The organism is Streptomyces sp. NPDC012637 (assembly GCF_042954805.1).
In the GTDB taxonomy this organism is placed as follows: domain Bacteria; phylum Actinomycetota; class Actinomycetes; order Streptomycetales; family Streptomycetaceae; genus Streptomyces.
Genome location: NZ_JBIBDS010000001.1, coordinates 331,551 through 354,499, shown reverse-complemented (window position 1 = coordinate 354,499; position 22,949 = coordinate 331,551). Strand labels below are relative to the sequence as shown.

The 22,949-nt window shown below is 70.5% G+C and carries 17 protein-coding genes and 1 pseudogene; 10 read left to right on the top strand and 8 right to left on the bottom strand.

From position 1 onward, the window contains the following. Nucleotides 1-752: 752 nt before the first annotated feature. From ACFY8W_RS01645 to ACFY8W_RS01620, 6 genes are all read left to right on the top strand, one after another. Nucleotides 753-2,429, top strand: coding sequence for an extracellular solute-binding protein (locus tag ACFY8W_RS01645; protein WP_391098825.1), 1,677 nt, complete (start codon nt 753-755; stop codon nt 2,427-2,429). Continuing rightward, a complete protein-coding gene (locus ACFY8W_RS01640) occupies nt 2,429-3,535 on the top strand; it encodes an ABC transporter permease subunit (RefSeq protein WP_391098822.1) in 1,107 nt (368 codons plus the stop codon). Before ACFY8W_RS01645 ends, ACFY8W_RS01640 begins: the two co-directional genes overlap by 1 nt. Further along, nucleotides 3,532-4,458, top strand: coding sequence for an ABC transporter permease subunit (locus ACFY8W_RS01635; protein ID WP_391098820.1), 927 nt, complete (start codon nt 3,532-3,534; stop codon nt 4,456-4,458). The genes ACFY8W_RS01640 and ACFY8W_RS01635 overlap by 4 nt, the downstream gene beginning before the upstream one ends. 100 nt (nt 4,459-4,558) lie before the next feature. Further along, nucleotides 4,559-6,781 (top strand): WD40/YVTN/BNR-like repeat-containing protein, encoded by a 2,223-nt coding sequence (locus ACFY8W_RS01630; protein ID WP_391098818.1) that lies wholly within the window; start codon nt 4,559-4,561, stop codon nt 6,779-6,781. Then, on the top strand, nt 6,781-8,769 hold the full coding sequence (locus ACFY8W_RS01625; RefSeq protein WP_391098816.1) for a beta-galactosidase: 1,989 nt from the start codon (nt 6,781-6,783) through the stop codon (nt 8,767-8,769). The genes ACFY8W_RS01630 and ACFY8W_RS01625 overlap by 1 nt, the downstream gene beginning before the upstream one ends. 263 nt (nt 8,770-9,032) lie before the next feature. After that, on the top strand, nt 9,033-9,749 hold the full coding sequence (locus ACFY8W_RS01620) for a hypothetical protein (RefSeq protein WP_391098814.1): 717 nt from the start codon (nt 9,033-9,035) through the stop codon (nt 9,747-9,749). Nucleotides 9,750-9,871: 122 nt separating this feature from the next. Here the strand turns inward: ACFY8W_RS01620 and ACFY8W_RS01615 are convergent, their stop codons facing one another. The 6 genes from ACFY8W_RS01615 to ACFY8W_RS01590 all read right to left on the bottom strand — a co-directional run bounded on the left by ACFY8W_RS01615 (nt 9,872) and on the right by ACFY8W_RS01590 (nt 15,805). Next, on the bottom strand, nt 9,872-10,891 hold the full coding sequence (locus ACFY8W_RS01615) for a substrate-binding domain-containing protein (protein WP_391098813.1): 1,020 nt from the start codon (nt 10,889-10,891) through the stop codon (nt 9,872-9,874). Nucleotides 10,892-11,148: 257 nt separating this feature from the next. Next, nucleotides 11,149-12,663 (bottom strand): family 43 glycosylhydrolase, encoded by a 1,515-nt coding sequence (locus tag ACFY8W_RS01610; protein ID WP_391098810.1) that lies wholly within the window; start codon nt 12,661-12,663, stop codon nt 11,149-11,151. A 53-nt stretch (nt 12,664-12,716) separates the two neighbouring features. Next, on the bottom strand, nt 12,717-13,148 hold the full coding sequence (locus ACFY8W_RS01605; RefSeq protein ID WP_391098808.1) for a hypothetical protein: 432 nt from the start codon (nt 13,146-13,148) through the stop codon (nt 12,717-12,719). 116 nt (nt 13,149-13,264) lie between these two features. Beyond that, nucleotides 13,265-14,371: a ricin-type beta-trefoil lectin domain protein gene (locus ACFY8W_RS01600; RefSeq protein WP_391098806.1), complete on the bottom strand. Its 1,107-nt coding sequence runs from the start codon at nt 14,369-14,371 to the stop codon at nt 13,265-13,267. Nucleotides 14,372-14,523: 152 nt separating this feature from the next. Then, nucleotides 14,524-14,673, bottom strand: coding sequence for a hypothetical protein (locus ACFY8W_RS01595; protein WP_391098803.1), 150 nt, complete (start codon nt 14,671-14,673; stop codon nt 14,524-14,526). A 217-nt stretch (nt 14,674-14,890) separates the two neighbouring features. After that, nucleotides 14,891-15,805 (bottom strand): helix-turn-helix domain-containing protein, encoded by a 915-nt coding sequence (locus ACFY8W_RS01590; RefSeq protein ID WP_391098800.1) that lies wholly within the window; start codon nt 15,803-15,805, stop codon nt 14,891-14,893. A gap of 50 nt (nt 15,806-15,855) precedes the next feature. On the opposite strand from ACFY8W_RS01590, the gene ACFY8W_RS01585 reads away from it, so the two are divergent. Further along, entirely contained in the window at nt 15,856-17,049 is a 1,194-nt protein-coding gene (locus ACFY8W_RS01585) for a Gfo/Idh/MocA family oxidoreductase (protein WP_391098797.1), read from the top strand. Between the two features lie 217 nt (nt 17,050-17,266). On the opposite strand, the pseudogene ACFY8W_RS01580 reads toward ACFY8W_RS01585, so the two are convergent. Together ACFY8W_RS01580 and ACFY8W_RS01575 are read right to left on the bottom strand one after the other, a co-directional pair. Beyond that, nucleotides 17,267-17,512: pseudogene (locus ACFY8W_RS01580) on the bottom strand (ATP-binding protein); the annotation flags it as partial. 147 nt (nt 17,513-17,659) lie between these two features. Further along, entirely contained in the window at nt 17,660-18,460 is an 801-nt protein-coding gene (locus ACFY8W_RS01575) for a helix-turn-helix domain-containing protein (RefSeq protein ID WP_391098794.1), read from the bottom strand. A gap of 143 nt (nt 18,461-18,603) precedes the next feature. Here ACFY8W_RS01575 and ACFY8W_RS01570 point away from each other — a divergent pair, with 143 nt between their 5' ends. The 3 genes from ACFY8W_RS01570 (at nt 18,604) to ACFY8W_RS01560 (ending at nt 22,796) form a co-directional block, all read left to right on the top strand. Next, entirely contained in the window at nt 18,604-19,419 is an 816-nt protein-coding gene (locus tag ACFY8W_RS01570) for a phytanoyl-CoA dioxygenase family protein (RefSeq protein ID WP_391098791.1), read from the top strand. Between the two features lie 59 nt (nt 19,420-19,478). Further along, nucleotides 19,479-19,763, top strand: coding sequence for a hypothetical protein (locus ACFY8W_RS01565; RefSeq protein ID WP_391101658.1), 285 nt, complete (start codon nt 19,479-19,481; stop codon nt 19,761-19,763). 126 nt (nt 19,764-19,889) lie between these two features. Beyond that, on the top strand, nt 19,890-22,796 hold the full coding sequence (locus ACFY8W_RS01560; RefSeq protein WP_391101656.1) for a glycoside hydrolase family 3 C-terminal domain-containing protein: 2,907 nt from the start codon (nt 19,890-19,892) through the stop codon (nt 22,794-22,796). The last annotated feature ends 153 nt before the right edge of the window (nt 22,797-22,949 follow it).

The following is a 22,949-nucleotide window of genomic DNA, read 5'->3' as shown; positions in this document are numbered from 1 at the left end:
TGTCAATGCCTCGCAAGAAGGAAAGTCCCCTTGCTGCAGGCCTCTTGCTTCGTCAGGAGGCCCTCACTGCCTTGCGCTCCAAGTGAAGCGCTTCGATGATTCACCGAGGGCTGCGGCCATGAGCCACCGCTGCGGCCATGAGCCACCAGAGAGCCGTTGTTGCCGGCAGTGGCGGCAGGCCGCGTAGCCCCCCGGCCGCGCGGGCCCGCGTGATCGAGTGCCGGCACGCACTGCACTTCGCCGCCGAGACGCACGGAGGCGGGATCCTTCGGCGCGGCGGACCATCGGTGCGCGAATGTCGCGAACCTGCCGGACCGGCCGTCGAGTTCGAGCGCTCGACGACGACCTCGCACACCCCCCCAACGGCAACCTTCAGGCCGTCGGCGGCGACGGGTGTGCGGCGCGTGTGCGGACACGTGGGATCCCCGTCGGGGTGGAGCGGCGAGTGCCGTGAAGCGCTTCGATGCTCATCAGGTCGCCAGGGCGAGCGTCACGAGAGCAGCGCCGTCGCAGCAACCACGGTGTTACAGGAAATGACCAACAGTCACATCCCGCCCCTCGGAGGAATCTTGGAAGCGGCTCTTGTGCGCCCTTGGGTGTTCACTTAACCTCACTGCAACATCGAAGCGCTTCGACTGCGCATCGAGTCGCAGTGGTCGGATGTCCGCTTTCAGCTCAGCCAGTTCCAGTCACGACACCGCAGCCGACGGCCCACCGCCGGGTGTCCAGGTGCGCCACGAAGGGTTGACGCAATGACGCCGAATGCCGCCTCCTCCGGACTGAGCCGGAGAAGCTTCCTCGCCTCCACGGCGGTCGCCACCGCAGCGGTGGCCGGGGGAATGCCGCTCCTCGCCGCCTGCAGCGATTCGGGGAGCGACGGGTCGCGAGAGGGCGCCACCTCGGGCAAGGCCGCGGACAAGCTGCTCCCGGCCTATGTCGCCAGCACGGTCGCCAAGCCGGACATTCCGTCGAAGAACGGCTCGTCAGCGGGCTACACCAGCAAGGTCGATCTCACGACCCTCGCCTCCTCGGTCCCGGCAAGGCTCGGCACCGGCGCTCCCATCGAGATCATGGCGCCGCTCTGGGGCACCCCGCCGAAGCCCGGGTGCGCCTACTACACGGCGCTCGACGCCGCGGCGGGCACCAAGATCACCTGGCAGAACCAGGACGGCAACACCTACGGTGAGAAGCTCGGCGCCGTTCTCGCCTCCAGCTCCATACCCGACATGGTGGTCGTGCCGAGCTGGGAACTCGTCGGCAAGATCTCGAGCGCGGTCACCGCCAAGTTCCTGGACCTCGGCCCCTACCTGGCGGGTGACAAGGTCAAGAAGTACCCGAACCTGGCTGCGATCCCGTCCGACTCCTGGCGCATGAGCATCTTCGGCGGCGCGCTGCGCGGGATCCCGATGCCCGCTGCCGCCGTGCCCAACATCGTGCCCTTCTACCGCAAGGACGTCTTCGACAAGAAGGGCTACACCGTTCCCAAGTCGGCCGACGAGTTCCTCAGCTGGGCCAAGGAGGCCACCAGCGCCAAGGCCAAGGTGTGGGCCTGCGGTGACATGAGGTGGTCGGCGGCAGGCATCTTCGGTGTCCTCCCCGCCGGGTCCCTCGGCTGGAACACCGGGGGCGACGGCAAGCTGACGTACCGCATCGAGCACCCTGAGTACCTCGAACACCTGGAGTGGGTCCGCAAGCTGTTCGCCGCGGGCGTCGTCCATCCCGACGACAGGGCGAACACGGGCGACGCGAGCCAGCGGTTCACGTCCGGACAGATCCTGGTCTACAACAACGACATGTCCTCGTGGTACGGCAAGACCGCCGAACAGGCCCGTTCCAACCCGGACTTCGAGGTCTCCGGCATGGACTACTTCGGCGCCGGCGGCGGCAGCCCGACGCTGTACGCCGGCCAGCCCGCCGCCATCTGGTCGATGATCCGCAAGGACGCCTCGAAGGAGACGGTCGAGAACGCTCTGGCCGCCGCCAACTTCGCGGCCGCACCCTACGGCACCAAGGAGCGGATGTTCGTCGACTACGGCGTCGAGGGCACCCACTACACGGTCGAGAACGGCGCCCCGGTCAAGAACGACCGGGGCGTCCAGGAGGTGAACAACACCTGGGTGATGCTGGCGGCCCCGGCCCCCTACACCGCCCACCCCGACCTCCCCGACATCACCCGCATGCAGGTCGAGTGGCAGCAGCGGCAGGGCGCCTTCGTCAAGAAGACGTCCACCTACGGCATGAACATCGTCGAGCCCACCCGGTACGCCACCCTCGCCAGCCAGTTCGAGCAGCTGGAGATCGACTTCGTGCGCGGCAACAAGAAGCTCTCCGACATCCAGCAGGCCGTCTCCACCTGGAAGTCCTCCGGCGGCGACAAGTTGCGCGCCTGGTACCAGGAGCTCCTCGACAAGAACGGCAGCGGCAACTGATGTCCCTCACGGCCGGGCGCAGGCCCGACGGGACGTCTCCCCCCGCGGCCGTCGAGGAGCCGAGGGCCGCGGTCGCCGCAGGCACGGTGAAGGAGAGCGTGCCGCGCGGGGCCGGTAAGGCCGGCAAGGCGCGCAAGGCGGCCACGGCCGGCACGGCCGGCAAAGCCGGCAAGGCGGGCAAGGTCCCCCTGCGGGTCCGGTGGCGCCGCGACCGCGCGCTCATCCTCATGACGTTGCCCGTCATCGCCCTGCTCCTGCTCTTCAACTACGTCCCGCTGCTCGGCAACGTCGTCGCCTTCCAGGACTACGACCCGTACGTCTCCAGCACCGGCATCACGGCGGTCTTCCACAGCCCGTGGGTGGGCGTGGAGCAGTTCTCGCGGATGCTCGACGACCCGCTGTTCTGGAGCGCGACGAAGAACACCATCGTCCTGTTCGTGCTCCAACTGGTGCTGTTCTTCCCGGTCCCCATCGTCCTCGCGCTGGTCATCAACAGCGTGATCCGGCCTCGGGTGCGGGCCGTGGCGCAGGCGATCATGTACCTGCCGCACTTCTTCTCGTGGGTCCTCGTGGTCACCGTCTTCCAGCAGATCCTCGGCGGCGCGGGCATCATCGCGCAGACCCTCGAGAAGCACGGGTGGAGCGGCTTCGACCTGATGACCGACGCGGACCTGTTCAAGTATCTGGTCACCGCGCAGGCCGTGTGGAAGGACGCCGGCTGGGGGATCATCGTCTTCCTCGCGGCGCTGTCCGCCATCAGCACCGACCTGTACGAGGCCGCCGCCATGGACGGCGCGGGGCGCTGGCGGCGCATGTGGCACGTCACGCTGCCCGCGCTGCGCCCGGTGATCGCCCTGCTCCTCGTCCTCAGGGTGGGTGACGCGCTGAGCGTCGGATTCGAGCAGTTCCTGCTCCAGCGGTACGCGGTCGGCGCGGGGGCCAGCGAGGTCCTCGACACCTACGTGTGGAACGTGGGCATCCAGAACGGCGACTTCAGCTACGCGGCCGCGGTCGGCCTGGCCAAGGGACTCATCGGAGTCTGTCTCGTCCTGTGCGCGAACAAGTTCGCGCACCTGCTGGGCGAGCAGGGGGTGTACAAGAAGTGAGCCTCAACACGCAGCTCATCCGCAGCCTCAAGGCTCCCGCCCGCCCCGTGTGGGAGGAGCCGCCGACCAAGGCGGGACTCACCGCCAAGGGCGGCTTCCTCGTGCTGAGCTGTCTGGGCGTGCTCGGTCCGCTGTGGATCGTGATCGTCACCAGCCTCTCCCCGAAGCCCGTGATCGACCGGGCCGGCGGCCTCGTCGTGATCCCCCAGGGCATCACCTTCGTCAACTACTCGGAACTGCTCAGCGGTGGCCAGGTCAGCCGGGCGATCATGGTCTCGGTCGGTGTCACGCTCGTCGGCACGCTGTTCTCGATGACGGTGTCGGTGCTGGCGGCGTACGGCCTGTCGCGGCCGGGGAGTCTGGGCCATCGGTTCTTCCTGATGGCCATGATGGCGACCATGTTCTTCGGGGCCGGCCTCATTCCGACGTATCTTCTGGTGCAGTCACTGGGCCTCACCGACACCTATCTGTCGCTGATCCTGCCGAGTGCCGTCAGCGTCTTCAACATCCTCGTGCTGCGGGCCTTCTTCATGGGGATCTCACCCGAACTCGGCGAGTCGGCCCGCATCGACGGGGCCAGTGAGATGCGCATCCTGCTGACCATCGTCATGCCGCTGTCGCGCGCGGTGCTGGCCGTCATCTCGCTCTTCTACGCGGTCGGGTACTGGAGTGCCTGGTTCAACGCGTCCATCTACCTCAGCGACCAGGAGATGATGCCGCTGCAGAACGTGCTCATCCAGCTGGTCCAGAAGAACACCGAGGCGCCGACCGGCCTCCAGCAGGCGGTCCGCACCGGCCAACTCTCCTCCCTCGGGCTGCAGATGGCCGTCATGGTCCTCGCACTGATCCCGGTCGCGGTGGCCTCCCCGTTCGTCCAGCGGCACTTCAAGAAGGGCATGCTCACGGGAGCCGTCAAGGGCTGACGCCCTGGTCGCGCGCCCACGCGACCGAGCCGGACATCGACACGGCCCCGCGCCCCTGATCCCAGCTCGATCTCCCCTTTCGTCAGGACAGAGGTATGTCATGAGCAGGTTCCACCTCAGCAGGCGCTCCGTTCTTGCCGGTTCCGCTGCCGCCGCCGCGGTCGTCTCCCTTCCCGCGGTGTCGGGACAGGCGCAGGCCGCCGTCCCCTCGGCCGTCGCCGAGAGCGGCTACCGGTGGCGCAGCGCCGTCATGGGCGGCACCGGGTTCATCAGCGGGGTGCTCTTCCACCCGTCGGTCCCAGGGCTCGCCTACGCCAGGACCGACATCGGGGGCGCCTACCGCTGGGACGACGGCACCGACCGCTGGATCCCGCTGACCGACCACCTCGGCTGGGACGACTGGAACCTCCTCGGCGTCGAGGCCATGGCCGTCGACCCGGCCCACCAGAACCGGCTGTACCTGGCCCTCGGCACGTACACGCAGCCCTGGGCCGGCAACGGGGCCGTGCTGCGGTCCGAGGACCGGGGTGCCACCTGGAAGCGCACGGACCTCACCGTGAAGCTCGGAGCCAACGAGGACGGGCGCGGATGCGGTGAACGGCTCCTGGTCGACCCGCGGAACTGCGACACGCTGTGGCTCGGCACCCGGCACGACGGCCTGCTCAGGTCGACGGACCGAGGCGCCACCTGGCAGCCCGCGGACTTCCCGGCCACGCCGAGCGCCACCGGCCAGGGCATCACCCTCCTGGTCGCCGCGGGCCGTACCGTCTACGCCGGCTGGGGCGACTCCGACGGCACCGCCGACCGGCCCAACCTGTACCGCACGTCCGACGGAAGGACCTGGGAGCCCGTCCCAGGGCAGCCGACCGGCACCGCCGCGACGGTCCCGATCCGCGCCGCGTACGACCGCCTCACCCGCGAGCTGTACGTGACGTACGCCAACGCCCCCGGCCCCAACGGTCAGTCCGACGGCAGCGTGCACAAGCTGCTGACGACCAGAGGCAAGTGGACCGAGGTCACCCCCGTGAAGCCCGGCGGGGCGACGAGCGGCGGCGGGACCGACGCCTTCGGCTACGGCGGCGTGGCCGTCGACGCCCGTCGGCCCGGGACGCTCGTCGTGTCCACCAACAACCGCTGGGCCGAGATCGACACCGTCTTCCGTTCCACCGACGGCGGCCGCACCTGGACGTCCCTGAAGGACGAGGCCGTCCTCGACGTCTCCGAGACCCCCTACCTCAAGTGGGGTGACGACAAGCCCAAGTTCGGCTGGTGGATCCAGGCCCTCGGCCTCGACCCGTTCGACTCCGGGCACGTCGTCTACGGCACCGGCGCGACCCTGTACGGTACGCGCGACCTCAGGCGCTGGGCCCCGCAGATCCGCGGCCTGGAGGAGACCGCCGTCCTCCATCTGATCTCGCCGCCGGCCGGAGAGGCTCATCTGATCAGCGGCAACGGCGACATCGGCGTGATGTACCACGAGTCGCTCACGGCATCCCCCTCGCGCGGCATGGCGTCGAACCCCGTGTTCGGTTCGACGACGGGACTCGCCCAGGCCGCCACTCGGCCCTCGTACGTCGTGCGCACCGGCTGGAGCGGGAGCGCAAACGGCGCCTGGTCGAACGACGGTGGACAGACCTGGTCGCCCTTCGCGGCACAGCCGGCCGCCGCCAAGGACGCACCCGGCCCGATCGTCACCAACGCCGACGGCAGTGTCCTTCTGTGGTCCCTCGGGTCCTCGAACGGCACCGTCAACCCGGCGTACCGCTCGACGGACAACGGCGCCACCTGGACCGAGGCCGCCTCCGTCCCGAAGGGCGCCGTCCTGGTCGCGGACCCCGTGGACCCGACGCTTCTCTACGCCTACGACACGACCGCCGGCACGGTCCACACCAGCACCGACAGCGGCCTGACCTTCACCGCCACGGCCACGGGCCTGCCCTCGGGCGACGCGCAGTTCCAGCTGACCGCGGCACCGGAACGCTCAGGTGACCTGTGGCTCAGCGCGAAGGAGGCCGGGCTGTACCGCTCCACCGACGGCGGCGCCACCTTCACCAAGATCGGCAGCTGCCGGTCCTCGCACACCCTGGGCTTCGGAAAGGCCGCCCCGGGCGCCACCTACCCGGCGATCTACATGGTCGGCGCGACCGAGGGCTTCAACGCCGTCCACCGCTCCGACGACGAGGCGAAGAGCTGGGTGCGGATCAACGACGACCAGCACCAGTGGGGCTGGACCGGCCGGGTCGTCACCGGCGATCCGCGCGTGTACGGCCGGGTCTACCTCGGCACCAACGGGCGCGGCGTGCAGTACGGGGAGCCCGTCTGATGCCCGGCCTGAGCGACGCGACCCGCGGCCGCCTCCTCTTCGGCGGCGACTACAACCCGGAGCAGTGGCCCGAGGAGACCTGGCACGAGGACGTACGGCTGATGAAAGCGGCCGGGGTCAACTCGGTCACCCTCGGCGTCTTCTCCTGGTCCGCGCTGGAACCGGAGCCGGGCGCACGAGAGTTCGGCCGGCTGGACACGCTGATGGATCTGATGAACGACAACGGCATCGGCGTCGTCCTCGCCACCCCGACCTCCTCGCCCCCGCCCTGGATGGGCCGACTGCATCCGGACACCCTGCCCGTCACCGAGGACGGCCGCACCGAGTGGTGGGGCGGCCGGCAGCACTTCTCGCACTCCAGCGCCACCTATCGGCGCTACGCCGCCGCCATCACCGAGGACCTCGCCGCCCGCTACGCCGGTCACCCGGCGCTGACGATGTGGCACATCAACAACGAGTACTGCACCTTCGACTACGGCGACGAGGCCGCGGCAGCCTTCCGCCGCTGGCTCCGCGAGAAGTACGGCAACCTCGGCGCCCTCAACGCGGCCTGGGGCACCGCCTTCTGGAGCCAGGGTTACGACACCTGGGACGGCATCCTGCCGCCCCGCCTGCCCCACTACATGCGCAACCCCACCCAGATGCTGGACTTCAGGCGCTTCACCTCCGACATGCTCCTGGAGTGCTACGTCGCCGAGCGGGACATCGTCCGCCGCCACACCCCGAACATCCCGGTCACCAGCAACTTCATGCCGCTGTGGATGGGCCAGGACGCCTGGCGCTGGGCCGAGGAGGAGGACGTGGTCTCCGTCGACATCTACCCGGATCCGCGCGACCCGCTGGGCGCCCAGAGCGGCGCACTCGTCCAGGACATGACCCGCTCCCAGGCGCGCGGGCCGTGGATGCTCATGGAGCAGGCCGCCGGGCCCGTCAACTGGCGGGGCGTGAACCACCCCAAGCCCCGGGGCCTCAACCGGCTCTGGTCCCTGCAGGCCGTGGCCCGGGGCGCCGACGCCGTCTGCTACTTCCAGTGGCGGCAGTCCCGGCAGGGCGCGGAGAAGTTCCACTCCGGCATGGTCAGTCACGCCGGGGAGGAGGGCCGGACCTACCAGGAAGTCAAGCAGCTCGGCGCGGAGCTGGAGCGGATCGCCGCCGGGACGGCCGGCCGGAACATCACCGCGGACATCGCGATCCTGCATGACTGGGACGCCTGGTGGGCCGGCGCCCAGGACGGCCGGCCGTCCGGCCGGGTGGAGTACCCGGAGGTCCTGCGCGCCTGGCACCGAGCCCTCTGGCAGGCGCACCTCACCACCGACTTCGCCCACCCCGAGCACGACCTGACGCCGTACTCCCTGGTCATCGTGCCGCAGCTCTACGCCCTCACCGACGCGGCGATCGACCGTCTCGTCGCCCATGTCCGCGGGGGCGGCACCCTCGTCTGCGGCTTCCAGACCGGCGTCGCCGACGAGGACGACCGGGTCCGCGCCGGTGGCATGGATTCCCGGCTGCGAGAGCTGTTCGGCATCCGCACCCTGCACGAGTGGTGGCCGCTGGACGTGGGGGAGACCGTCACCTGCGAGGGCTTCAGGGCGTCCCTGTGGTCGGAGGAGCTGGAGGCCGACGGCTCCGCCGACGAGAGCGTGCCGTACAAGGGCGGTGAACTCGACGGACTGCCCGCCGTCCTGCGCAAGGGCCGGGCCTGGTACGTCTCCACGCTCCCGGAGCCGGAGGCGCTGCGCGACCTGCTGGCCCGGATCGCCTCCGCCACGGGCGTCCGGCCGGTGCTCGACGGCCTGCCCGAGCAGGTCGAGGCCGTCCGCCGGGGCGAGGCGCTGTTCGTGCTCAACCACGGCCGCGAGCCGGTGACCGTCGAGGTGCCCGGCACTCACCACGATCTCCTCACGGGGACGTCCGTCACGGACCGGGTCACCCTCGGCCGCTACGGCGTGGCGGTGCTCCGGCCGCCCGTTGGGAGGACGGCTTCCTGAGCGGCACGCCATCACGACGCACCTGTGCTCGGAGGTCCGCACGCAGAGCGGGTCGTCATCTCCTTTCACACCCTGGTACGGCCGAGCGCCGACGGCACGCACCGACGGCGGACCTGCAGCCGACGCGCACGGCCCGTATCGACGTCAGGACTTCTTCCGGTGACGCGCAGCCGATCGGACCCGTCGCCGGAGAGGACCACGTCCTCAGCCAGGGGGCGTGGTAGCACCCCCCCACAATTCCCCCCACCCGTGGAAGGGACACCATGGTCAAAGGCACGATGCGCAAGATCACCATGGCGCTGCTGGCGCCGGCGATGGCCCTCGGTGCCACCGTCGGCCTGGCCTCCGCCCCCGCTTCCGCAGCAGTCTGGAACTCCTGCGCCACCTGGGGCAGCACCAGCCTGGACGGCTACAAGCTCTACAACAACATCTGGGGGTCCGGCGCCGGCGGCCAGTGCCTCTGGGCCAACTCCGGGACCGACTGGGGTGTCTGGGCCGACCACCCCAACACCGGCGGCATCAAGTCCTACCCCAACGCAACGAAGACGATCAACAAGACGATCGACTCGCTCGGCCGGCTCACCAGCAGCTACGACGTCAGCGTCCCGCCGTCCGGCGCGTACAACACGTCGTACGACATCTGGGACACCGACCACCAGTACGAGATCATGCTCTGGGTCAACGACAACGGAGCAGTAGGTCCGATCGGCGGCTATCAGGGCAACGTCACCCTCGGCGGCCACAACTGGAACGTCTACAAGGGCACCAACGGGTCGAACCAGGTGTTCTCGTTCCTGCGGACGTCCGACTCCCACTCCGGCACCGTGGACGTCAAGCCGATCCTCAACTGGATCGCCTACACCAAGGGCTGGATGCCCGGCAACGAGACCATCGGCGATGTCCAGTTCGGCTATGAGATCACCTCGTCGTCCGGCGGACTCGACTTCCACACCAACAACCTGACCATCAGCGGCGGCTGACCCGACACCAGGGCCGAGGTCGGTTCCGCGTTCTCCCCGGGCGTGGTCGGCCTCGGCCCGCAGTGTGCCGTAGTCCGCGAACACGGGCGCCGACCGTCACGGTCGCGCCGTCCCCGTACATCTCACCGGTCCACGTGCCAGGGTGCCGATCCGGTGCTCGCCCGCACCGTCAACTCGGGTGCGATCAGAAAGACGTCGTCGGTGCCACGACCCTCGATCTTGGCGACCAGACGCTCCACCGCCTGCCGGCCCATCTCCTGCGCGGGGATGGAGACCGACGTCAGCCGCACCGAGGCCTGGACGGCCACCTGATCCGGGCAGATCGCGACCACCGACACGTCCTCGGGGACGGCGAGGCCCTGCCGGCGCAGCACGGCGAGCAGTGGCTCGACCGCCTGCTCGTTCTGCACGACGAACCCGGAGGTGCCCGGGCGCTCATCGAGGATGCGGGTGAGGACGGCGGCCATCGCGTCGTAGCCGCCGTCGCACGGCCGGTGCAACACCCTGATGCCCAACTCCCCTGCCCGGCAACGGATTCCGGCGAGAGTGCGCTCGGCGAAGCCGGTGTGACGGTCGTAGACCGCGGAGGCCTCGCCGATGACAGCGATGTCGCGATGGCCGAGCGCCGCCAGATGCTCGACGCACAACGCGCCGGTCGCCTTGAAGTCGAGGTCGACGCAGGTCAGTCCCGAGGTGTCGGCGGGCAGTCCGATCAGCACGGACGGCTGGTCGGTGCTGCGCAGCAACGGCAACCGCTCGTCGTCGAGTTCGACATCCATGAGGATCATCGCGTCGGCGAGCGCACTGCCGGTGACGCGGCGGACGGCTTCGGGACCCTCCTCGCCGGTCAGCAGCAGTACGTCGTACCCGTGCGTCCGGGCCGTCGTGGCGACCGCGATGGCGATCTCCATCATCACCGGCACATACATGCCGGTCCGCAGGGGGACCATCAGCGCGATGATGTTCGACCTGCTGCCGGCCAGGGCCCGCGCGCCCGCGTTCGGGTGGTATCCCAGCTCGCGGATGCTCTTCTCGACCTGCAGCCGGGTGGCGGAGGAGATGGGCCGCTTGCCGCTGAGGACATAGCTCACCGTGCTCGCCGACACACCGGCGTGCCGGGCGACCTCGGCGAGGGTTACCATCCAGCTCTCCCGGCCTGATGAAGCGCTTCGATCGCGCGAACGTCATGTTCCCTGCGTCAAATCTACGCCGACCCTAGCCCCAGGCTGTGGTGTTGTCCATCGCTCCGTTGAAGCGCTTCGATGACCTCCTCGTACGAAATCCCGGTCGGTCTGCCCGGCGTTGCCGCCGCCGTCGCCGGGCATGACGTCGATCCACCGCCCCGAGTCGTGGTCACGTCGTGCACGACGTACACGCCCTCGTCGAGCGCACCCGGGGTTCAGCCGCCGAGGGGCTCGTAGTCGAACCAGTCGAAGTGGACGGTGCCTTCTGTGGCGTACATGCCGATGACCCGGCCCGTGAAGCCGCCGGCGACCTCGGTCGACAGGTAGCGGCCGTCGAGGGCCGCGAGCTCCGTGAGCGTGCCGTCGGGCCGCTCGACGCCGAGGGAGACGACGTCGGGTCCCGTGCACGGTCCGTGCGGAGTCGGCGGTTCCGTGATCGTGACGGCGAGGACCACCGGCCCGGCGGGCACTGACTGCGCGGCCACGACCGTGCGCAGGGACCCGACGCGCGCGATGACCTGTACCTCCGTACCGGACACCTCGATCGCGTAGTGGTGCTGCTCGTCGAGCCGGACGGCGAGGCCGCCGCTCCCCTCGGAAGGATCGACCAGCGTGCGCGCCCGGCACGCGAGGTGCTGCTGGCGCCGGCCGGTGAACACCACGCCGGGCTCGTCCAGGGAGCCTCCCCGAGCGCGGAGGGTCAGCCAGCCGGGACGCTGCTTGGTGGTGCAGTGTTCGGCCGGCCGGTCGCGCAGGGAGATCCAGGACGGACGCAGTTCGGCGAGGTCGAAGTCGTCCCGCTGCTCCTCGGCAGGGCCGGGGAAGAGCGGCCACGGAAGCTCGGGCAGGTCGAGGGCGACCTCGCCGACGACCGGCCATCCGTCCACCCAGGTCACCGGGGCCAGGAAGGTCTCCCGGCCGAGCACGTGCCAGCCCGGCGTGCCGCCGCCGGGTCGGACCCCGAGCAGCACCATCCACCAGGAACCGTCGGGGCCCTGGACCAGGTCGGCGTGCCCGGTGTTCTGGACGGGGTGGTCGGTGCCGCGGTGGGTGAGGACCGGGTTGGCCGGGCACGGCTCGAACGGGCCGGCAGGCGTATGGCCGCGGGCGATCGAGACACCGTGGCCGCGCTCGGTGCCACCCTCTGCGATGAGGAGGTACCAGTAGTCGCCGATCCGGTACAGGTGCGGCGCCTCCGGGGCCTTGGCGCCGGGCCCGCCGGACCAGAGCCGGTGCGGTGGTCCGTACGTCTGCCCGGTGGACGGGTCGAGACGGACCTGCGAGACACCGGCGACCGTGCACCAGCAGGTGCCGTCCTCCTCCCACGCCAGGTCGGGATCGATGCCGGGGACGCCCGGCGCCCAGATGGGGTCCGACCACGGTCCGGCGGGGTCGGTGGCCGTGACGATCAGGTTGCCGCCGCCCTCGCTGCAGTTGGTGACGATCAACCAGAAGCGGCCGTCGTGGTGGCGCAGGGTGGGGGCGTAGATCCCGCCGGAGGACGGCATGGAGGTGGGCAGACGCAGTTGCTCCGGCCGGTCCAGGGCATTGCCGATCTGCGTCCAGTGCACCAGGTCGCGGCTGTGGAAGAGGGGCACGCCGGGGAAGTACTCGAAGCTGGAGCAGGCCAGGTAGTAGTCGTCGCCGACACGGCAGACGCTGGGGTCGGGGTGGAAGCCGGGGATCACGGGGTTGGCGAGGCGTTGGTCCGGCCTGCGCAGTGCTGGCACCCGATGGGTCCTTTCGTCGATGGGTGATGAAGCTGTGGCGTGGTGGCGGTGGTTCAGGGCGCGCCGGGGTCCGTGGGGGTGATGCGGAGCAGGACGGCGGACGGCGCGGTGGGCAGGGTCGGGCTCAGCCCGGCCGTGTCGGGCAGCCAGGCGCAATCGGCCCGGCTGACCGCGACCAGCCTGGTTTCCGGGTCGTGGAGGTGCACGGTCAGCGTGTGCCGGTCGCCGTCGCGGGCCGCGCGGTGGGTCCGGTGGCGCAGCCGCCCGCCCAGAGCGGTCCCGATCAGGCGGCTGCCCGACCAGTCGCGGCCGTGACCCGCGGCCGTCACCTCCACGAAGGGGGGGAGGGACGCGCCGGGGACTCTCCGCGCCGCTTCGCCGGGCAGTCCGAGGTGCGTGAGGCGCGGGCCCCCGTCGTCATCGAGGACGAGCGCGAGGTGAAGGGCCTCGTGACCCCAGTGGAAGGTCCCTTGTTTCTCGGTCAATGGCGGCCCTTTCGAGATCAGTGCCGGGCGGTTCCTCGGGTACGGAGCGCCGAGTCGTGCTCTGAGTCCTCCCGGGACCTGAGCCCGCAAAGGGCCCAGGTCCCGGGAGCGAGGGGTCATCCGGCGGTCAGGGCCGTCCACTTCTGGTTGGAGCCGCCGTGGCAGTCCCACAGCTGGAGCTGTGTGCCGTTGGTGGTGGAGGAGCCGGGGACGTCGAGGCAGCGGCCGGAGGCGGGGTTGCGGTAGCCGCCGTTGTAGGGCTGCCAGACCTGGTTGGCGCCGCCGTGGCAGGACCAGAGCTGCGCCTTGGTGCCGTTGGCGGTGCCGGCGCCGGCGGCGTCGAGGCACTTGCCGAGGGAGCGCAGGGTGCCGTCGGTGTAGGCGGACCAGTACTGGTTGGCGCCGTCGCCGCAGCTCCACGTCTGGACGGCGGTCCCGTCGGCGGTGCCGGCGCCGTTGACGTCCATGCACGTGCCGGCGATGCCGGACTGCACGCGCGCGGGGGCCGGCGCGGGGTTCCTCAGCCACCCCGCGCCGTCCGCGGCCCGGACGCCTTGGTGGAAGGCGTCGGCCATCTTCCGGTAGCCGGAGTCGTTGGGATGCAGGGGATCGGCCAGGTCGGCCGTGGTCAGACCGCTCATGTCGACGAACGCGACGCGCTTGCCCGCGGCCTGCGCGGCGCTCACGATCTGGGGAATAGCCTGGTTGTACGCGCCGCGGTGCTGCTCCTCCGAGCTGCTGGTGGACACCACCAGGGAGGCGACGAGGACGGTGGCGTCGGGTGCGGCGGCGGTGATCCGGTCGACGAGGGACTTCAGCCGGGCGATGGCGGTGTTGACCTCGGAGGCCCCTTGGAGGTCGTTGGTGCCGATGTGCAGCGTCACGACGTTGGGCCGGTAACGGGTCAGTGAGGCGTCGGCCAGGGCGGCGATCTGGTCGATGCGGTATCCGGAGTGGCCTTCGTTGTCGGGGTCGGACATCGAACCGGCCCGCCCCGTGCCCACGAAGTCCAGCGGGTGGCCGTCCGCCGCGAGCCTGTCCCACAACGGCCCCCGGTAACCGTTGCCCGTGCTGCTTCCCACGCCCCAGGTGATCGAGTCGCCCAACGGCATGACGCGTAAGGGCGTGTGGGAAGCGGCGGACGCGGGGGCGACACCTGCCGCCGTCACCCCGAGCACGGCGGCGAAAAGCGTGATCAGGTGGAGAAGCCAGGACTTTCTCATGCGGGTGTCCTCTTCCGAGAGTGGTTGCTCGATGAACTGGACTGAATGCCGCTCCGTCAGCGGTCCGGCCGTGGCACCCTCGCGTCGGCGTCGGCGGCCGCCTGACGTACGGCAGAACGGCGCGTGGAGAGGGGGAGAGACCCCTGTTGGCGCTACGTACGGACGGAGACGCCGCCATCAGTGCGGTCACGCCGCAAGACCCGGGGGCCGGCGGCCACGCTGTCGCGGCTGGTGTGGTCGGCGGTGAGCCGGTAGCTGTGCAGGTCGGCGTTGCTGGGCGCGGAAGTGACCTGACACGCCATGCCGTCGTCGTCCTGAGCAGCGTCACGCCCGTCTGGGCATGGGCATTCGGCTCACCAGGACAGGGCTTCTGATTGTTGAAGTCTGTTCGGTTCCGTCGCAGGACAGTAGACATGCGGCATGTTCTCGTCAAGAGTCACCAGGTCGGTACACGCCCGATCCTGGGTCCTGTGGCGCCATGCGGCCGGTTCTCGTGGTGGGACGCGGTGGCCCGGTGAGTCAGAGCCCGCGTCCGTGCCGGAAGCGTGCCGGGGTGGTCCCGCACGCGTCGGTGAAGACGCGGTAGAAGCGGCTGACCGAACCGAAGCCGGCGGCCGCAGCCACCTGGCTCGCGGGAAGGTCGGTGGTCACCAGCAACCGGCGTGCCTCAGCGAGCCGGTACCGCTTCACGTAGTCGCCGATCGTGGTACGCACGACCTTGCGGAACTGGGTCATGGCGTAGGTCGGGTGGACGTTCGCCGCCGCGGCGACGTCCGCGACAGCGATCGGCTCGCGGAAGTGATGTGCGATGTACCGCGCCATGGACACCGCTTGGCGCAGGGCCGGATCGTCACCGGCGTGTCGATGTGCCGGATCGCCGACCGTGGCAAGCGCCAGGCGCCGGACGCGCGCCTGTATCTCCAGCATCGCGATGCGGTGCAGTTCGTCGTCGCCCGCGGCCAGATCCGTCGCCCACTGGGTGAACTTCGCCGGATCGCTCGCGTCGGCACGGGCTGCGGGAGTGATCACCGGCACGCCCGAGAGCACGCGGGCGAGGAGGGGTTGGGGCAGCCCCCAGGCGAGGAACCGGTCGAAGGGCACATGCAGCCAGTGGACGCGCGTCGCCTGGCTCGCCACCAACTGGTGCGGGATCGCGGCCCAGAAGACCGCGAGGCCGCCCACCGCGACTTCGAGGAGTTCGCCGCCGTAGAGATAGAGCATCGACCCACCGCCGGCCACGAAATTGATCTCCAGGTCGTCGTGCCGGTGCGCTGCCGCCATCAGCGTCGGGCGTCCGGACCAGCCGCGCAGGTACGAGGGTTCGTCGACCAGAGCACCCTGAGGATCCAAGAAGTTCTCGCTTCGAAACGGTGCAGACATCGCGCGGACTCGGATCCTATCGTCATGGAGCAGTGCCGAAGCCCGCACCGTCATGCGACCGGCACCCGCTCGCACCCACTCCTACGTCCTGATGGAGACTTCGCGTGTTCTCACTCGGCATCGTCGGCGCCGGCCAGTTCGCCGGTTCGTTCGCCAAACTCTGGCGTCTGCACCCGGACGTCGGAGACATCAAGGTCACCGACCTGATCCCGGAGCGCGCCGAGCAACTCGTCACCGATCACGACCTCGCCGGCACGCTCCCCTCGTTCGAGGACATGCTCGACTCCGATCTCGACGCCATCGCGCTCTTCACCCAGCGCTGGACCCACGGCCCCCTCGCCGTGCAGGCACTGCGCGCGGGCAAGGACGTCTACAGCGCGGTCCCCATGGGCGTGACCGAGGCCGAGATCGCGGACATCATCGCAGCGGTCGAGGAGACCGGACGGATCTACATGATGGGCGAGACGAGCTACTACCACCCGGCGACCGTCTACGCGCGCGCCCGGATCGCCGACGGAGCGTTCGGCCGGATGTTCTACGCGGAAGGCGACTACGTCCACGACATGGACTGGGGCTTCTACGACGCGTACAAGTACAGCGGCGGCGAGAACTGGAAGTCCACCGCCAGCTACCCGCCGCTGCTCTACCCCACCCACTCGATCGGCGGAGTCCTCGGCGCCTGGCAGACGCACGCCGTGAGCGTCTCGGCGATCGGGGTTCCGGACGAACGCGGCGACGGCGTGTTCGACCGCGAGATCAGCCAGTTCGACAACGACTTCTCCAACGCGACCGCACTGTTCGAAGTCGCAGGTGGCGGCAGCTTCCGCACGAACGAGTTCCGCAGGGTCGGATACATCGGCAAGGAGTCACGCTTCCGCTACTTCGGCACGGAAGCAGTCCTCGAACAACTCGGCTCGGTCAGCCTGTGGCAGGACAAGAAGGGCGAGCACGACGTCACCGCGCACCTGCATCCCGCACCCACCCTCGCACCGGACGACCCGGCGCTCTCCCACATCGCCCCGGAACTGCGCGACGCCTTCGCCTCCGGCACCGCACCCGTCCACGACCGCTCTCGACTCCCGCGTGAGTTCGCGCACGCACCCAACGGCCACGAGGGCAGTCACCACTTCCTCGCCGACGACTTCGCCACCGCGGTCACGACACGAACGCCTCCACCGCTGCACGCGTGGACCGCCGCCCGCTACACCCTCCCCGGCATCATCGCCCACGAATCCGCCCTCCAGGCCGGCGTGCGCCTCCCCATCCCCGACCACGGAGACGGACCCCGAATCCCGTAGCACCACCCGGCCACGGTGCCGCGGTGCGGCCTGACGCCGTGAACGTGCGGTCAGGCCGCCAGGGACGCCGGCGCCGGGCACCCAGCGGATCAGCGGGCTCGGCGGGGGAGAGGGTGACCAGCGGAGGCCCAGCCTTCGTCGAGTGAGGACACCGGCTTCCTCCAGACCCGGAAGCGGCCGAGGACGGCCGGCCGGAGTTGGGCCGGCCCGGGTTTGATCACGACGTCGCGCAGGCCTGAGGGAGGGCCTGCGCGCACCAGATCGTCTTGCCGTTGGTGGTGTGCCGGGTGCCCCACTCCTGGGTGAGCTGGGCGACGAGCAGCAGGCCCCGGCCGCCCTCGTCGAAGTCGCGGGCTCGGCGCAGGTGCGGAGCGGTGTTGCTTCCGTCGAAGACCTCGCAGATCAGGGAGGTATCTCGAATCAGCCGGAGCCTGATCGGCGGCTCGCCGTATCTGATGGCGTTCTCGGTCACGGTGGGTGTCGAAGGGTCGACAGCGTGCCTCTGGCGCCCCCTGCCGCGCCGCCCGCGTCGGCGGCGCACATCCTCCATCCGGTTCAGCCGCGTCAGGACCCGTGCACCGCCGTCTACCGGCTCGCCGAGGGTCTGGATCTACTGAGCCGCGTTGTCGCGCGGGGCGGGACCGGCCGCACGGATGCCGCGAGGTGACGCCCCGAGTTCACGGCGGCAGGCCTTGTTGAACGCCTGGAGGTCGGGGATGCCGACCGAGGCGGCGACGGCTGGGATGGAGAGCGTGGTGGCCCGCAGGAAATGGCGTGCGCGTTCCATCCGGCGGGCCCGGATGTAGCCGACGACGGTCTCCCCGGTGGCGGCGCGGAAGAGCCGGGTCAGGTGGTTGTGGGAGACGCCGGCCGCCTTCGCGATCTCCGGCACCGTCAGGGACTCCGTCAGCCGCGCCTCGATCAGGGCCGTCGCGGCCGCCACCGCCGGATGAACGGCCCGGGTGCTCTGCTCCCGCATCGGGGTGAGCCGGGCGATCCGCCACAGGGCGGCCCACACCTCGGCGGTGGCCCGGGCCGGAGTGTTCGGCCAGGCGGCCAGTGCCTGCCGCAACTGTGCGGTGAGCAGGTCGAGCTCGGCTCCGGTGCGCTGGATCACGGGAATGCTGTGAGGTGTTCCCGCCGAGCCCAGGCGGAGGTGGGCGTAGAGGTGCTCGGAACGGCCCCGGTAGCGGTAACGCACCTCGGTTCCGGGCGGTACGAAGCTGACCCGCCCGGGGCGGATCGCGTGCTCGGTGCCGTCGACCGTCAGGTCGGCGTCGTAGCCGTACAGATGGAGCTGCCACAGGTCCGGCAAGGAGAACACGTCCACCTGGCCGGCCGGACCGTGCACGCCGATACCGACGGCGGCGAGAGTGGGAGGGTCGTCGAGATGGGCGAGGACCGTCTGCATGGGTACGGGTTCTACCACGGTGGACGCGGCCGGTCCCGGGACGCGGTCGTCGACGTGCGCGGCGGACGCAGAGTGAAAACCGACCAGTGGAGGGTGAACGCGGCCCACGCGGTGCACGGCGGGCCGGACCTAGCGTGGCCGTCATGGAGAACAGACGAGAACTGCTGAACTCGGTGCAGATGGCGCGCTTCGTGGCGCGCGGGTCGCTGCGGCTGGACGCGGTGGTACCGGCGGAGATGAACGCCGAGGGCCTGGCGGTACTGGCGGCCGGGGTCCCGCCGGTGCCGTACGGGACGCCGCTGTCCGATGCGTACGCGAAGGGCTCCTTCGTCCGCCGGCTGCTGGAACTGCCACAGGTGGCAGGGGCCCTGAGCAGCCTGGTCGGTCCCGAACCGTGGGTGGACCACCACTTCGTGCACATCCGCGAGCCCCACGGAGGCGCCGCGCAGGCGCTGCACGCGGACGCCATCATCGACGTCCGACCGGACGCCTTCGACGTCCAGTTGATGTACTACCCGCAGACCGTGACGCTGGAGATGGGCGGAACGCTCAGCGTGCCGGGCAGCCATCTGCGGCGGACCAACGAATCGGACACCGGCCGCTACCAGAACCTGCTCGGTCAGGACCGGTTGGTCTGCCCGGCCGGCACGGTGGTGCTTCTGCACCACGGCATCTGGCACGGGGGCCGGCGCAACGACAGCGACATCGTCCGCTACATGTTCAAGATCCGCTTCAATCCCCGGGTGCGTCAACGACGTCTGTGGGACACCTCGGATCTCCACGACCCGCAGGTGGCGGCGGAGCTGGACGCGATGTTCCCGTGGTACGAGGGAGCGACCGGGCGGCTGGAGCGGTACAACCGCATCCTGCTGTGGCGGGAGCTGACCGGCGACGACGGCTTCGACCTCGACCACTGGGTGACCAGGGTCTCCAACCGCCCGAAGGAGACCGTGGCATGACGACCGAAGCGATCCCGCCCGCGTCGGCGGACACCCAAGACGCCACCGCGGCCCCGGTGCTGCGGCAGCAGGTGCTCGTGCTGTACCTGGCCGGCTCGGCACTGGACTCCAATGTCGTCGGCTGGTCGCGCTACGACGGCACCGGCCGCACCTCGCCCACCACGGGCGACGGCGACGAGCCGCCGTACGAGTCGGGGGTGGCCGCGCTCCAGGACGGTTGGCGGCTGTTCCAGGCCGCCCAGCTGATCCCGCCCTACCCGGGTCACGAGTACGACGTCTCCTTCCTCAAGCACGAGTTCTTCTTCGAACGGCTCGTCGACCTGCGGACGCGGACCGGGTCCTGACGTCGAATCGCTTGACCAGGTAGGGAGCGCGATGAAGCGGTTTCGCGGGGGACAGGGGAAGGTTGACGGGGAAGTGCTTTCTCTGCGGCTTTCATTGACAGGTCATGGAAGCGAATGGGACCGTCGATGCGCTTCGACGAACGGCCACCGTCACCAGCTCACCTGAGGGGTCTCCACGTGAGTTCCGCGCCCGCGTCCGCATCCGAGCCACCCGGTTTCCGTGATCCCGCGCTCCCACTGCACAAGCGCGTCGACGACCTGCTCTCACGGCTCACGCCCGAAGAGCGGATCGCGATGCTGCACCAGTACGTGCCGGCCGTCCCACGGCTCGGCCTCGCTGCCTTCCGTACGGGCAGCGAGGCTCTGCACGGGGTCTCCTGGCTCGGGGTGGCGACGGTCTTCCCGCAGGCCGTCGGCCTCGGCGCCACCTGGGACGAGGACCTGGTGCGCCGGGTCGCCGAGGCCGTCTCGGTCGAACTGCGCGCCTTCCACCACCACCGCACGCCCGCCACCGGCGCCGGCCATCACAGCCTGCAGGCCTGGGCACCCGTACTGAACCTGCTGCGCGACCCGCGCTGGGGACGCAACGAGGAGGGCTACTCCGAGGACCCGGTGCACACCGCCCGGCTCGGCGAGGCATATTGCCGGGGCCTGGCCGGCGACCACCCGACCTACCTGCGGACGGCTCCCGTTCTCAAACACTTCCTCGCCTACAACAACGAGGACGACCGCTGCACCACCTCCTCCGGACTGCGCCCGCGCGTCCTCCACGAGTACGACCTGGCCGCCTTCCGGCCCGTCGTCGCCTCCGGCGCCGCGACCGGAGCCATGGCCGCGTACAACCTGGTCAACGGCCGCCCCTGTCACGTCAGTCCGCTGATCGAGACCGAGCTGCGCCGCTGGGCGCGCCCGACCGGCCACGAACTGTTCGTCGTCAGCGACGCCGAGGCCCCCTCCAACCTGGTCGACCCGGAGCGCTACTTCGACGACCACGCCGAGTCCCACGCCGCCGCGCTCAAGGCCGGCATCGACAGCTTCACCGACCACAACGAGGACAGCGCCACGCCGGTCGGCCGACTGCGCGAGGCACTGGAGCGCGGCCTGATGGAACAGGCCGACGTGGACCGCGCGGTGCGTCGCCAGCTGGAACTCCGCTTCCGCCTCGGCGAGTTCGACCCGGACCTCGACCCGTACGCCGGGATCGGCCCGGAGGTGATCGACTGCCCCGAGCACCGCGCCCTGGCGCGGCACGCGGCGACCGAGTCGGTGGTGCTGCTCAAGAACGACGGCCTGCTGCCGCTGGACCCGGCGCGGACACCGAGAATCGCCGTCATCGGCCCACTCGCCGACACGCTGTGCGAGGACTGGTACAGCGGCACCATGCCCTACCAGGTGACCGTCGCCGACGGCCTCACCGCCGCACTCGGCGCCCACGGCGGCGAGGTGGTCCGGGTGGAGGGCGCCGACCGTATCGCGCTGCGCTCCCGCACCACCGGCGAACTCCTCGGCAAGACCGCCTTCGACGTGACCGACTGGGGCCGCGGCATGCTGACCCTCCGCGCCGCCGACACCGGCCACTACCTGAGCCTCAAGGACGACGCCACCATGGCGGCCGACCAGAAGGTGCTCAAGAGCTGGGAGATCCACGAGACCTTCCTCCTCGAACCGGCCGGGGAGGACACGGTGCTGCTGCGCTCCGTGCTCACCGGCCGCTACGCCGCCGTGGATCCGACCGACGGCCGTGTCACCGTGACCGCGGATGCCCCGGACTCCGCCGAACGCTGGGAGCGAGAGCTGCTGCGCGACGGCGCGGCCGAGGCCCGGGCAGCCGCCGAGGCGGCCGACGCGGCAGTCGTCGTCCTCGGCAACCACCCCCTGATCAACGGCCGTGAGACCGAGGACCGCGCGGACATCGACCTGCCCGCGACGCAGGACGAGCTGCTCCGCTCGGTCGCGGCCGTGCGCCCGGAGACGGCGCTCGTGGTGATGAGCAGCTACCCGTACGCCGTCGACTGGGCCGACGAGCACCTGCCCGCCGTGGCGTGGACCTCCCACGGCGGGCAGGAGACGGGCCACGCGCTGGCCGCCGTGCTCCTCGGCGAGGCCGACCCCGCCGGGCGTCTCCCGCAGACCTGGTACCGGGGCGACGATCCGCTGCCGGCCCCGCTCGACTACGACATCATCAAGGCGGGCTGGACCTACCAGTACCACCCGGCCGCGCCCCTCTACCCGTTCGGCCACGGCCTGTCGTACACCGACTTCTCCTACCGCGACCTGCGGCTGTCGCGGTCCTCGGCCGGCCAGGACGGCGCGGTCGACGTCACGGTGAGCCTGGCCAACAGCGGTGCCCGGGCCGGCAGCGAGGTGGTGCAGCTCTACGTCCGGGCGCTGGACGCCCGACACGAGGCGCCCCAACTGCGCCTGGCCGACTTCCGCAAGGTGCGCCTGGAACCAGGAGGGAGCCGCGAGGTGACGTTCCGACTGCCCGCCGAACGGCTCGCCCACTGGGATGTCGCCACCTCCGCCTTCACCGTCGCTCCCGGCGACTACGAGATCATCGTCGCCCGCTCCGCCGGTCATCCGGTCCTCACCGCACCGCTGACGGTGACCGGGACGGCCCCGGCGCCCCGGGGCGTCGTGGAACGGTGGACCTCGGCAGTCGACTTCGACGACTACGCCGACGTCACCCTCGTCGACGCCACGCGGGCCGACGGTGACGCGGTCACGCCCACCGACCCCGATCGGCCCGGGACGCTTCTCTTCCACGGCGTCGACCTCGCCGGGGCCGTCCGGATCGAGGCCGAGACCGCCCGCGAGGTCGCCGGACCCGGCGAGGCACGGCTGGTCGTCCGGGCGGGCGGCCAGGTGCTGGCCGAGCTCGACGTCCCCCTCACCGGCGACCGCTACGCATGGCAGACCGTCGCCGGCGAACTGGACGCCCCGCCCGAGGGCGTCCACGACCTGCGCCTGACCCTGCACGGTGACTTCCGCCTCTCCGCCTTCCGCTTCGGCAGCCCTGGCACGGCGGACTGACCGCTTTGCCCGACCCGTAGACCGGCGGCCCGTCCGACAGGGGGAGGACGGGCCGCCACTCCCTTGCCCCGCCACTCCCTTGCCCCGCCACTCCCTTGCCCCGCCACTCCCTTGCCCCGCCACTCCCTTGCCCCGCCACTCCCTTGCCCCGCT